At 65.9% G+C, this 12,425-nt stretch carries 12 protein-coding genes; 5 read left to right on the plus strand and 7 right to left on the minus strand.

The features are described 5' to 3' along the window. Positions 1-82 precede the first annotated feature (82 nt). Genes fdh3B through AC5JJ6_RS22170 form a run of 3 tightly spaced genes read right to left on the minus strand, consistent with a single transcriptional unit; the run spans position 83 to position 3,814 of the window. Positions 83-682 (minus strand): formate dehydrogenase FDH3 subunit beta, encoded by a 600-nt coding sequence (fdh3B, locus tag AC5JJ6_RS22160; protein ID WP_496044144.1) that lies wholly within the window; start codon positions 680-682, stop codon positions 83-85. Between the two features lie 17 nt (positions 683-699). Further along, complete coding sequence (locus AC5JJ6_RS22165; RefSeq protein ID WP_496044145.1) at positions 700-3,594, minus strand: molybdopterin-dependent oxidoreductase; 2,895 nt, start codon at positions 3,592-3,594, stop codon at positions 700-702. Between the two features lie 16 nt (positions 3,595-3,610). Beyond that, positions 3,611-3,814 (minus strand): twin-arginine translocation signal domain-containing protein, encoded by a 204-nt coding sequence (locus AC5JJ6_RS22170; RefSeq protein WP_496044146.1) that lies wholly within the window; start codon positions 3,812-3,814, stop codon positions 3,611-3,613. A 183-nt stretch (positions 3,815-3,997) separates the two neighbouring features. On the opposite strand from AC5JJ6_RS22170, the gene AC5JJ6_RS22175 reads away from it, so the two are divergent. Then, positions 3,998-4,360, plus strand: a complete 363-nt coding sequence (locus AC5JJ6_RS22175; protein ID WP_496044147.1) for a hypothetical protein — start codon at positions 3,998-4,000, stop codon at positions 4,358-4,360. A 16-nt stretch (positions 4,361-4,376) separates the two neighbouring features. Here AC5JJ6_RS22175 and AC5JJ6_RS22180 read toward each other — a convergent pair whose 3' ends face one another. Continuing rightward, entirely contained in the window at positions 4,377-4,781 is a 405-nt protein-coding gene (locus AC5JJ6_RS22180; RefSeq protein ID WP_429645207.1) for a tellurite resistance TerB family protein, read from the minus strand. A gap of 369 nt (positions 4,782-5,150) precedes the next feature. Here AC5JJ6_RS22180 and AC5JJ6_RS22185 point away from each other — a divergent pair, with 369 nt between their 5' ends. Further along, complete coding sequence (locus AC5JJ6_RS22185; RefSeq protein WP_496044148.1) at positions 5,151-5,489, plus strand: response regulator; 339 nt, start codon at positions 5,151-5,153, stop codon at positions 5,487-5,489. Beyond that, the gene (locus AC5JJ6_RS22190) at positions 5,461-7,119 is read left to right on the plus strand and encodes a sensor histidine kinase (protein WP_496044149.1); all 1,659 of its coding nucleotides are present in this window, start codon (positions 5,461-5,463) and stop codon (positions 7,117-7,119) included. Before AC5JJ6_RS22185 ends, AC5JJ6_RS22190 begins: the two co-directional genes overlap by 29 nt. Here AC5JJ6_RS22190 and AC5JJ6_RS22195 read toward each other — a convergent pair. After that, positions 7,085-9,874, minus strand: a complete 2,790-nt coding sequence (locus AC5JJ6_RS22195) for an ATP-dependent DNA helicase (RefSeq protein ID WP_496044154.1) — start codon at positions 9,872-9,874, stop codon at positions 7,085-7,087. The genes AC5JJ6_RS22190 and AC5JJ6_RS22195 overlap by 35 nt on opposite strands. Positions 9,875-10,025: 151 nt before the next feature. Between AC5JJ6_RS22195 and mtgA the strand changes: the two genes are divergently transcribed. Beyond that, positions 10,026-10,736 carry a monofunctional biosynthetic peptidoglycan transglycosylase gene (gene mtgA / locus AC5JJ6_RS22200; protein WP_496044150.1) on the plus strand — a complete coding sequence of 237 codons (711 nt, stop codon included), beginning with the start codon at positions 10,026-10,028 and terminating at the stop codon, positions 10,734-10,736. Between the two features lie 111 nt (positions 10,737-10,847). Next, the gene (locus tag AC5JJ6_RS22205) at positions 10,848-11,126 is read left to right on the plus strand and encodes a hypothetical protein (RefSeq protein ID WP_496044151.1); all 279 of its coding nucleotides are present in this window, start codon (positions 10,848-10,850) and stop codon (positions 11,124-11,126) included. A 100-nt stretch (positions 11,127-11,226) separates the two neighbouring features. Here the strand turns inward: AC5JJ6_RS22205 and AC5JJ6_RS22210 are convergent, their stop codons facing one another. Further along, complete coding sequence (locus AC5JJ6_RS22210; RefSeq protein ID WP_496044152.1) at positions 11,227-11,679, minus strand: hypothetical protein; 453 nt, start codon at positions 11,677-11,679, stop codon at positions 11,227-11,229. Positions 11,680-11,779: 100 nt separating this feature from the next. After that, positions 11,780-12,425, minus strand: a 646-nt coding sequence (locus tag AC5JJ6_RS22215; RefSeq protein ID WP_496044153.1) for a TetR/AcrR family transcriptional regulator, incomplete at its 5' end; no start/stop codon positions are given.

Here is a 12,425-nt window from a genome sequence, read left to right on the forward strand (position 1 = left end):
ACACGGCCAGAAAAGCGGCCATGAGAGCGGATTGAAGCAACCTGTAGAACATCGGCATCGTGGTTTCTCCCTCCCGTTCCGGTCAAACGCCCTGGTCGGTCTGGCCGTAGGCGGTGTTCCAGCCCCAGGCGCCGGAGCCGTAGCCGCGACGCACCACACGCTCGCGGTAGATGTCGGCGATGATCGCGCCGTCGCCAGCCATCAGCGACCGGGTCGAGCACATCTCGGCGCACAGCGGCAGCTTGCCCTCGGCAAGCCGGTTGGTGCCGTAGCCGTGGTACTCGACCATGGTCATGTCCTCTTCCGGACCGCCGGCGCAGAAGGTGCACTTGTCCATCTTGCCCCGGCCGCCGAAGTTGGTCGTCTGCGGGTACTGCGGCGCTCCGAACGGACAGGCGTAGAAGCAGTAGCCACAACCGATGCACAGCTCCTTGGAATGCAGCACCACACCGTCCGCCGTGGTGTAGAAGCAGTCCACCGGGCACACCGCAGCACAGGGCGCGTCGGTGCAGTGCATGCAGGCCATCGAGATCGATTTCTCGCCCGGCTTGCCGTCGTTCAGGGTCACGACGCGGCGGCGGTTGATGCCCCAGGGAACGTCGTGCTCGTTCTTGCAGGCGGTGACGCAGGCGTTGCACTCGATGCAACGGTCGCTGTCACAAAGGAACTTCATTCTTGCCATGGCTATATCTTTCCCGCTCAGGCCGGCTCGATGCGGCAGAGGGTCACTTTGGTTTCCTGCATGAACGTCACGGGGTCGTAGCCATAGGTCATGACGGCGTTGACCGGGTGCCCGAGCACGATCGGGTCGGTTCCGGGCGGATACTTGTCGCGCTGGTCCTCCCCTTCCCAGTGGCCCGAGAAGTGGAACGGCATGAAGGCGACGCCCGTCCCGACGCGGTCGGTGACGAAGGCCATCACCTTGACCTTGCTGTTGTATTCCGGCCCATAGACCCAGACGTCGGACTTGTGCCGGACGCCAAGGCGCTCGGCGTCCTTGGTGTTGACCTCGACGAACATGGTCTGCTGCAACTCGGCCAGCCACGCGTTGGACCGGGTTTCCTCGCCGCCGCCCTCGTACTCGACCAGACGGCCGGAGGTCAGGATGATCGGGAAGTCCTTCGACACGTCGCGCGCCTGGATGCTCTTGCCGAGGTGCGTCATGCGGAAGTCGCGGCGGTCGTCCAGCGCCGGATACTTTTCGACCAGATCGCGCCGGGGGGTATAGAGCGGTTCGCGGTGGACCGGCACCGGGTCGGGCAGGTTCCAGGCCACCGCCCGAGCCTTGGCGTTGCCGTGCGGGACGCAGCCGTGCTTCAAGGCGACCCGGATGATGCCCATGGACAGGTCGGTCATCCAGCTCACCTGATCGACGCTGTCGCCGCCGATCTTGTTGATGACGGCCATCTCGTCGGCCGTCAGGTCGCCGTCCCAGCCCAGCTTCTTCAGCACCGCCATGGTGAACTCGGGATAGCCGTCGGTGATCTCCGACCCCACCGTGTAGGAGCCGTCGGCCAGCAGGCTGACGCCGTTGCGCTCGATCCCGAACCGGGCGCGGAAGGTGGTGCCGCCGTCCATGACATGCTTGGAGGTATCGTAGAGCACGGCGGAGCCGGGATGCTTCATCTCGGGCGTGCCCCAGCACGGCCAGGGCAGACCGTAGTACTCGCCCTTGCACGGCCCCTTGGTCGCCCGCATGGAAATCTTGTCGAAGTCGGCCTGATACTCCATGTGCATCTTCAGCCGCTCGGGCGATTGGCCGGTATAGCCGGTCGCAAGGCTGCCCCGGTTGATCTCCCGCAGGATATCCTCGGCGCGCGGCTTGGTGCCGTCGACCGTGATGTTCTTGAACAGCTGATCCGCGAAGCCCAGCTTGCGGGCCAGCAGGTACATGGTCTCGTAGTCGTCCTTGGACTCGAAGATCGGATCGACCACCGGATCGGACCACTGGAGCGACCGGTTGGATGCGGCGCGGCAGCCCGCCAGTTCGAACTGGGTGCAGGCCGGCAGGATATAGGTGCCGTTCTTGCGCCCGCTGACCGACGCGAAGGTGGTCGGGTGCGGATCGACCACGACCATCAGCTCCAGCGCTTCCAGGCCCCGGCGCATCTCCGGCATCCGGGTGACCGTGTTGCCGCCGTGGCCGAAGGTGACGAAGGCCTTGATGTTGTTGGGCTGGTCCAGTTCGCCCGGCTTCGCCAGCACGGCGTCGAACCAGCGGGTGGTCGGGATGCCCTTGGTCTCCATCAGCTCCTTGGAGGCGAAGCGGCTCTTGACCCAATCGTAGTCGACTTCCCAGACGCGCGCCCAGTGCCGCCACGCGCCTTCGGCCAGACCGTAGTAGGACGGCAGCGACGTGACGTCCAGGCCCATGTCGGTGGCGCCCTGGACGTTGCTGTGACCCCGGTAGATGTTGGCTCCGCCGCCCTCGACGCCGATATTACCCAGCGCCAGCTGAAGGATGCTGAAGGCCCGGACGTTGGCGGTGCCGACCGTCTTCTGGGTGGCGCCCATGCACCAGATCAGGGTCGAAGGCTTGTTCTTGGCCATCAGCTCGATGACCTTGCGGAGCTGGTCGCCGGGAACGCCGGTGACGCGCTCGACCTCCTGCGGGTTCCACTTGGCGACTTCGGCGCGGATCTCGTCCATGCCGTAGACGCGCTGGCGGATGAATTCCTTGTCCTCCCAGCCGTTCTCGAAGACATGCCACAGCATGCCCCAGATCAGCGGAATGTCGGTGCCGGGGCGGATGCGGACGAAGTCGGTCGCGTGGGCGGCGGTGCGGGTGAAGCGCGGGTCGATGACGATGAAGGGCGCCCGGTTATGCTCCTTCGCCCGCAGCATGTGCTGCATCGACACCGGATGCGCCTCGGCCGGGTTGCCGCCGATGATCATCAGCGCCTTGGCGTTCTGGATGTCGTTGTAGCTGTTGGTCATGGCGCCGTAGCCCCATGTATTGGCGACGCCGGCGACCGTGGTGGAATGGCAGATGCGGGCCTGGTGGTCGACCGTGTTGGTCCCCCACATGGCCGCGAACTTGCGGTACAGATAGGCTCCCTCGTTGGAGAACTTGGCGGAGCCCAGCCAGAACACGCTGTCCGGGCCGGATTTCTCGCGGATCTCCAGCAGCTTGTTGCCGATCTCCTCGATCGCCTGATCCCAGGTGATCCGCTTCCACTCGCCGTTCTCCAGCTTGACCGGATACTTGTTGCGGCGCTCGCCCTTGGTCAGCTCGCGGACCGAAGCGCCCTTGGCGCAGTGCGTGCCCTGGCTGATCGGGCTGTCCCAGCCCGGCTCCTGACCGGTCCAGACGCCGTTCTGGACCTCGGCGATGACCGTGCAGCCGACCGAGCAGTGGGTGCAGATGCTCTTGCGCCGGGTCACCTCGATATCGGGATCGACCGGTCCGGCCTCGGCCTTCTTCACGGTGGCGAGCGGCAAGGCGCCCAGCGCCGCCATGCCGCCGGCGGCAAGGCCGGAGTTGCGGAGGAAGGTCCGGCGGTCCAGCGGGCCGGCGGCATTGGCGGCGGCCGCCGTCAGGGTGGATGCGAGGGAGGAGCGTTGGGCGGAAGCGGCGCGTCTCTTTACCAGCATTGGACGGTTCTCCTCATCAAAGCCGGTTCAGCGCATAGAACTGCTTGACGTGCTGAGTTTCCTGGTAGCGGGGTTTGACCCGCTCCTCTGCGCTTTCCTCCGCCTGTGCGCCGGTCACCGCCAGCGGCACTGCTACCGCCGCAGCGCCTCCGGCCAGTCCGACGGCCTTCAGGAAGTCCCGGCGTTCCACGGTCCCGGTCTTCTTCTGATCCGATGCCATATCCACTCGTCCCTATGCTCACCCAAGCGCTTCGCGCCCTAACGGGGGGTCAACACGCCAGGGAACGAAAAGTCGCACCTTCGAAAGCATAAGAAACCAACGGGGTGCGCCGCTGTTTACGGCTGTCTGGAAGACATATTCATCACGGACTTCGGGCCGGGAAATTCGAAAGGAAGCCGCATCTTGCACAGAATGCCGATCGCGATAGGCGCCGCCATGCTGATCTTGGCCGCTTATGCGGCACAGGCCCAGGGCATCAAGAAGGAAACGCTGACGGAGGACCCCAACGTCGTCCGCAGCCTCGAGCCCGGTTCGACGCCGCAGGGAACGCGCTCGCCCGACCCGGTGGACAATTCCGGCAACCAGGACGACGCCGCCTCCGCGCTGAAGAACCTGCGCGAGAACCCGGTCGGCATCAACGGCCAGCAGGTCGAGCGCGAGACCCGCGAAGGCGGCCAGCCGCAGGCTGAGGAATCGGCCAAGGACGTCGAAGACAGGGCCGCCGTCCCCGACGCCAACGAGCCGACGGAAACCAAGGGCAAGTAGCCCTGGGCGGGAGCGGTCAGAGCGTCATGTGCCGGGCACGGGCGCCGCGCTCGATCGCGGCGGCGTTCAGCCGGTCGATCTTCAGGACCTCGCGGAGCAGCTCCAGCAGCCGCAGTTCCTCCTGGGTCGTGTAGCCGTCGGCCGCCGCGACGTCGCAGGCGACGGCATAGGCCGTCTCCCGCAGCTTCTTCGGCAGGGCTTCCTTGATCTCCTCCAGCGCCGTGTCGAGACCGTCGGCCTCGCCCAGCAGGCGGGTGCAATCCCCGGCGATGCGGGTCAGGTTTTCGGTATCGAAGTCGCGGAAGACCGGCAGGTAGCGGACGGTTTCGCTGATGGTGCTCAGCTCCGCGTCCGTCATGTCGGCATCCGAGGCGGATACCAGGACCATGGTGTAGATCAGCGCGGCGTGATGGTCGATCATGGATATGCCTTGTCAGGTGTTCCGCGCCTATGTGCCCGCGCCAGGGCCGCTCTTCAAGTCCGTAGCCCGGTGCCGGGACCGAACGAGACCGCCCTTCGTCCGGCTCGACAAGGCATCGGGGCAGACCTATCATAGTCCTATCGATTGATACATCGGACACTCCGGCGTGACCACATTTTTGTTCAAGCCTCGGAACAATCAGGCGCCTCCGGGTTTAAAATGCCGGATAGATCCGCTTCGTTCAAACCAGCCCTCAATGCCCCTTAAACTTTAACGATGGTCATGTTCCCAAACCGCTTTGCCAGCCAACTCTCGTCGGACCCCCGCCTCCTGGCGGTGAAATCCAGCTATCGGGCACAGGTCCTGATCGTGGAAGACGAGCCGCTGGTGGCGCTGGAGCTCCAGATCCTCGTCGAGGACATGGGCCATCAAGTCTGCGCGGTGGTCGACACCGAAGCGGACGCGGTGCGGGAAGCGGACGCCACATTGCCGAACCTGGTGATCGCCGATATTCAGCTTCGGCAGGGAAATGGCATCCGGGCGATGGAACGCATAGCGGGGAGAAGGGAAGTTCCGGTAATATTCGTCTCGGGCAACCAAACCTTCACCCCCAACCCGCAGATCCGGACTGCCCGCTTCATTGCAAAACCCTTCCGCGTCGAAAACCTTCGCAAAGCAGTTGCCGACATCATCGCTGGCACCGGCTAAGGCCGATGGCCGATGGGCGCTGGTTCGGCCGGGACGAACCGCCAGCGCCATCTATCTCAGCATCTTCGCGATGCTGGTCATCGTTACCGCCGTCTCGTGGCTGATCTACGACAGCCGGCGCAATCTCGTGCTCGAAGCGGAACGCACCACCGGCAACGCCGCTTTCTTCCTGGCCGACCATGCCACCCGCCTGTTCGAAGCCTCCGATCTGGCCCTGCTGGAAGCCAGCAACGCGGTCAAGGCGGCCGACTGGGACACATTGTCGAAGGATCTGGTGCTGTGGGAACGGCTGCGGGGCCTCAGCGACCGCTTTCCCTATATCGACAATATCTGGCTGAACGACAGCAGCGGCCAGTTGCGGATGAGCACGGTGGCGCTCCCCACGCCGCCGAGCAACGCATCCGACCGCGATATCTTCCTGGCCCAGCGGGAAGCGGACAGCGGCCTGTTCGTCGGCTCCCTGATCATCGGCCGCGTCACCAACAAGCCCACCTTCCTGCTGAGCCGCCGGCTTTCCGCCGACGACGGCAGCTTCCGGGGAGTGGTGTCGCTGACGATCGACCTGGAATATTTCACGTCGTTCTACGGCTCGCTGGACCTGCGGCTCGATCCGGTCATCACCATGCGCCGGGCGGCGGACGGCTCGATCCTGACGCGCGTGGAGTCGGGCCAGCCCGATCCGCTGCCGGACCTGCCGCTGCCGCAGGGTTCCGCCGCCGGGATGACGACGCTGTCCCATGTCGCGGACTGGAAAAGCCCCGTCCACGCCTTCCGCAAGGTCGAACGCCTGCCCCTCTACATCAGCGTCGCCGTCGCGAACGAGCATATCACCCGCGCCTGGACCGCCGAGATCTGGGTTTACTGGGTCGTCGCGGGCGCCGCCGGCATGGCCCTGTGGCCGCTCTCGACCATGGCGGTCCGGCAGGCCGCGGCCGACCGGGAGATGAAGCGGGATCTGGAACAGCGGGTAGAGGAACGCACGAAGCAGCTTACCGCCGCCAATGCGCAGCTCGAGACGCTGTTCCAGGAAGTCCACCACAGGGTCAAGAACAACCTTCAGGTGATAACTTCCCTGCTTCGTCTCCAGGCCGCACGCTCGTCCGACCGGGAAACCAAGGAGTCGCTGCAAAAGAGCGTAGACCGTGTCCACGCCATGAGCCTCGTCCATCACCTGCTCTACAGCTCCAAGGAGCTGACCGACGTGGACTTCGCCACCTATCTGGGCCAGCTCTCCGACAACCTCCAAAGCGCCTACGGGACGGAGGGGCAAGTCGCGGTCCGGATCGACGTCGGCGACGCGTGGTTCCCGCTGAACCATGCCATCCCGCTCTGCCTGATCGTCAACGAGGTGCTGTCGAACGCCTTCAAGCACGGCTTTCCCGATGGCCGTTCCGGCACGATCCGCATCACCTTGACCGATCAGGATGCCGGGTTCCGCGAGTTGGTGATCATGGACGATGGAGTAGGCCTGCCCGACGGTTTCGACGTAGCGAAAGGCAAGGGCCTCGGCATGCAGATCATCCGGTCTCTGGCGGGCCAGCTCGGCGGCACCCCGATATTCGAGAACGGTCAGGGCGCCACGTTCCGGATGAGGTTCAACCCGGATTCAGAAACTCCCGCGTCATCCTGACCGCCTCGGCCAAACCGACTCGCTGCATCTCCACGCCCTCGGGGAAAGCCCCGGCCAGCCGCGACGGCATCATGGGGTCTAGCAGGACGAACACCCCCGTATCGTCGGCACGCCGCACCAGCCGTCCGAACGCCTGCTTCAGCCGCAGGCGCGTGATCATGTCGTCATACCGCTTCGCCCCGAAAGCCTCGCGGCGGGCACGGTGCAGGATGTCGGGCCGGGGCCACGGCACGCGGTCGAACACGATCAGGCGCAGCGACCGGCCGGGAACGTCCACGCCGTCCCTGACCGCATCGGTGCCGAGCAGGCAGGCCTGCTCCTCGCCCCGGAAGATGTCGATCAGGGTCGAGACGTCCAGCCCATCGACATGCTGGCCGTAGAGCGGCAGCCCCGCCAACTCCAGCGGCTCGGCGATCCGCTGGTAGACCGCACGGAGCCGGCTGATCGCCGTGAACAGGCCCAGCGCTCCGCCGCCCGCCGCCAGGAACAGTTCCCGGTAGGCCGCCGCGACCTGCACCAGATCGTCCTTCCGGACATCGTTGACCACCATGACCCTGGTCCGCGCCGGATAGTCGAAGGGCGACGGCACGCTGGCCCGAAGCGCCGGCCACGCCATATGGACGGCCCCCGTCCGGACCGAAGCCGCCATCCAGTCCTGCTCGACATCGCCGGTGCCGTCGGTCAGCGTCGCGGAGGTCACGACCATGCCGTGGGCCTGCGATCCGACGGTCGCTACGAACGGTATCGTCGGATCGACGTAGTGCCGGTACATCCCGACATCCATGTCGCGGCCGTCCTGCCGCTCGATGCCGAACCAGTCGACGAAGCCCGGCGAAGTCGGCTGCCCGACGCATTTCAGCATGTCGCGCCAGCCCTTGAGCGTCACGCTGCCGCGCCGCTGGAGGCTTCGGCAGACCGCCTCGATCCGCCGCCGGGTGTCGCTGTCAAGCTCAGCCGCCTCGTTGTCGAGCCGCGCCGCCAGACGGTTCGCCAAATGCTCCAGCGGCACCTGGAGACGTCCGAGCGCCTTCTCAAGCTCCTGAGCCGCCGCCGCCAGACCTTCCACCGGCTCGACGGTTTCCGTCTCGAGGCTGTAGAAGCTGTCGCGGCCATGGGCGCGGGCATGGACCTGCCGCCGCACCATCAGCAGGAAGGTTTCCGCCGGCCCCGTCCCCATCTCGTCGGTCAGGCGGTTGCCCCAGCCTTCCCCCGGAAGCGCGCGGGCGGCGTGGACGATGGCATCGACCATCGCCAGCCCTTCCTCGTCGCCGGCGACAAGGTCCTCCACCCGGCGCTTGATGCCACGGGCGCGGCTGGTACGGCCGCCTTCGGCGCCCAGCAGCCAGCGCCTCAGCTCCGATGTTTCCTGCGCGGTCAGGTGGCCGGCGAAGGCGCTGTCCGCCGCGTCGAAGACATGGTGCCCCTCGTCGAAGACGTAGCGGGTCGGCAGGGCGGCGTCCTCACCGCCCAGCGCCGCCTGGATCATGACCAGGGCATGGTTGGCGATCACGATGTCGGCCTTGCGCGCCCGGCGGATCGTGTTCTCGATGAAGCATTTGCGGTAGTGCTGGCAGGCGGAATAGATGCACTCGCCGCGCCGGTCGGCCAGCGTCATGGTCCGTGCGCGGCCGACCAGATCGGGCAGCCAGCCGGGAAAGTCGCCGCCCTGCATGTCGCCGTCGCGCGTGGCCGCCACCCACCGGACCATCAGGCCCAGCGCCGTCGCATACATCGGCTGGCTCGGCAGGCTGGCGACCGCCTCCTCCAGGTTGAGCAGGCACAGATAGTTCTCGCGGCCCTTCCGAAGCACCACCTTCCGCGACTTGACCGCCGGATCGGTGTGCAGCCGGTCCAGCTCGCCGTCGATCTGGTGCTGAAGGTTGCGGGTGTATGTGGAAATCCACACCGTCCCCCGGTTCCGCTCCGCCCACAGGCTGGCCGGGGCCAGATAGCCCAGTGTCTTGCCGACGCCTGTCCCGGCTTCCGCCAGGACGAGGTTGGGCGTGCCGGGATTGGCGCGCGGCGTGAAAGCGGTGCTGACGGCGCTGGCGTAGTCGGACTGCTGCGGCCGGGGCTCCGCCGCCTTGCCCTGGATGCTCGCCTGCAAAAGATCGGCGAGACGGCGGCGCGCGTCGTTGGCGTGGACGGGAAGCTGGCCCGGCGGCGGCTCCGGCGCCTCGTCCTCCCATTCCGGCATCGCTTTCCAGACCTGGAAGGCACCGAGCGCGCGGCGCCCCGGCGGCCCGTTGGGCGCTCCCAGCGCCGACAGCGCGAAGCTTGCCCAGGGCCAGCTGTAGCCCTGGCTGCCGCCGCCTCCGCCGCCCATGAACCACGCGATAGCGACGGGATCGGACTTCTCCTCGAAGTCCGGGTCGGACAGGTCGGTCAGGAGCTGGCGGGTGGCGCGGATCAGGGTGAGCGCGTCGTCCTCCGCGCCGTCCGGCTTGGGCAGTCCCAGCGCCTCCGCCAGCCCGCGCGGTGTCGGCACGACGAAGCGGGCGGGATGGACGAAGGCGAACAGTTCCAGCAGATCCAGCGCCGTGAAGCGGTCGGCGTTGAGCCGCCGTCCCAGCGCCTTGGCGTGGCAGACCAGCAGGACGTCGCGCTGGAGGCGCAGCCGCGCTTCGCCCAGGTCGATCGTCTCGACCTCGCCGTCCGAAGTCAGCCAGACGGCTTTCCGCGCCCCGGCGACGAGCGCCGGGGCATCCGGCAACAGCAGGCGCCGCGTAGGCGCTGAGGATTGAACGATGTCCATTACGGCGGCAGTATAGAAGGCCGGGACGCTCCGCGCGAGTGTGCCGATGCGGAACAGGTGGAGGTTGCCTCGACCGGACGGGCGGTTATGATGCGGCTCCCGTCGATCACTGTCCGGTCCCCGCCTTGTCCTTTCCCGTGCCCCAGCCTCCATGACCTTCGCCCAGCGCGTCACCAGGGCCGTATCCGGGCGACAGGTCCTCCGCTTCCTGTTCGTGATGGGGGTGGCGCTCGCCGCCGTCTCGGTCGGCTGGGTCACCCTTTACCGCTTCGTCCCGCCCCCCGGCACGCCGCTGATGCTGATCCGGATGGCGGGAGGCGCCGGTATCGACAAGAGCTGGCGCAGCCTGGACGAGATCTCACCCAACCTGTCCCAGGCGGTGATCGCGTCGGAGGATACCCTGTTTTGCAGCCATGCCGGTTTCGACTGGGCGTCGATGCGGCAGGCGTGGCAGGGCAACCTTGCCGGTGGGCAATTGCGCGGCGGCAGCACGATCTCCATGCAGACCGCCAAGAACGCCTGGCTCTGGCAGGACCGGACATATCTGCGGAAAGGGCTGGAGGCCTGGTTCACCCTCTGGATGGAACTGCTCTGGCCCAAGGCGAGGGTTATGGAAGTCTATCTGAACATCATCGAGTGGGGTGACGGCATCTACGGGGCCGAAGCGGCATCCCATGCCTTTTTCGGAAAACCGGCGGCCGGCCTGACCCGGCGCGAGGCGGCCCTGATGGCCGCGGTCCTGCCCAACCCCCTGCGCTGGTCCCCGGCCAAGCCGACCCGCTACATCGCCAGCCGCGCCAACGTGATCCAGCAGCGGATGATGACCGTCGCCCGCGACGGCCTGGGCGCCTGCGTAATATGACTTTACCGCAGACGTACGCGTTCAGGCAGCAGACGTACGATTGGGTACTTCAGGTTTTTTCTATATTTCTGCCAAACTTGCGCCACATGTCGTAGCTGGGATGTCGCGCCCATGGAGCAGACCGCTTCAGACGAGCTTATACGAGCCGTGGTCACCGCTTATGCCTATGCCAGGGGCATGAACTCCGATCCCGGTGAGGCCTATCGGGCCGCTATCCGCGTCCTGATGGAGCGAAAGCGCAACTTGACGCCCGAAGACGCAGTCGATTGCCTGCTTGCCATGCTGGCTCACGCGGCACGGTATCATCCGGAATGGCTTCAGATCGAACGGCCGGTGTCCGGCGCGATCCTGCAAAGCTGTAAACAGGACCGGAGCAGGAGCAAGGGCTGATACCGCCGCCATCGAAGCTTGACCGGTGAGTTCAGCCCGACATTTAACGCTCCACACCGGTAAAGGTTTGATTTCCTTAATCTAACTTTTAAACCAAGGCTCAGTCCATCAGTGCCGCAGGAACGCGGCAGGTGAACTCGCGGCCATGCAGGGATTTGTAGAGAACGCGCAAAGCCTTGCGATCCGCCTCCCGCAGGCTTCCGCGCATCAGGTCGTCATGAAGCTGGAGCGCCTGGGCACGGTTGAGGCCGTGTCCCTTCGTCAGCAATACCGCCAGCAGGAGCGCCGCATCGGTATCGGTCCGGGCCTGGCGCTTGTCCGCTTCCGCCATGGCGTGGCGCAGATCGGCTAGGGCGCCTTCGGTGGAGCGGGTGCCGGAGGGACGCCCGTCCTGGATTCGGAACTCGGTTTCCGGTACCGGCGGCGGTGCAGGATGTCCTCCGATGCCCAGCCGGCGCGCCGCCACCGATGCGGTTTCGGCAGCGGAAGAAACCTCCGGTTTGCCGCGGAAGCGGGCGATCATGTTGGACAGGTGGTCAAACAGCCCAGCCATCCAAGCCTATCAACCTCCCGCAATAGTCCAGCCGCGCAAACCATCCTGCGCGGCGTGCTTCACCTCATCGAAGGATTAACGGCGTTTCATTGATTTATAGTTAAGAATCATTGGCTCGTCGTTCCGCGCAAGCCGCCTCCACCAGGATGTCCGCCGCCGCTGCGGCCGCCTTTTGTCCGACGCCTTCCGCCCCGATGGTCTGGCCGCTGACATAGGTCCCCTCGATCAGGAGCAGAAGCTGATCGGCCAGCATAGCCGGATCATGGGCGCCGGCCATCTCGCCAAGTCCGCGCAGGCGCTTGCGCAGTTCCAGCTTGTTGGCAAGGGCGACGATGCGGCCGGGGTGATCGGGGTCCGGGAACTCGACCGCCGTATTGATGAAGGGGCAGCCCCGGTAATCCGGGTTGGCCGTCCGCTTTCCGACCGCTTCGAAGATTGCCCTGATCTGGCCCCGCGCGTCGCCCGGATGACGCGCCGTCACCTTGTCCCACCATGTCCAGTAGATCTGGTCGCGATATTCCAGGAAAGCCGCGACCAGCTCGTCCTTTCCGGCGAAGTTTCTATACAGGCTCATCTTCGCGACGCCGGAATGGGCGATGACGGCATCGATGCCGACCGCCCTGATGCCTTCGCGGTAGAAAAGCTCGGCGGCGGCTTCGAGGATGCGGGTGCGGGCGGATTTGGCGGCTTGGTCCTGCATAAGTCCCATCGGATAATTCTCGTTGACAGATGATACAGAACGGTCT

The organism is Skermanella sp., assembly GCF_059503625.1.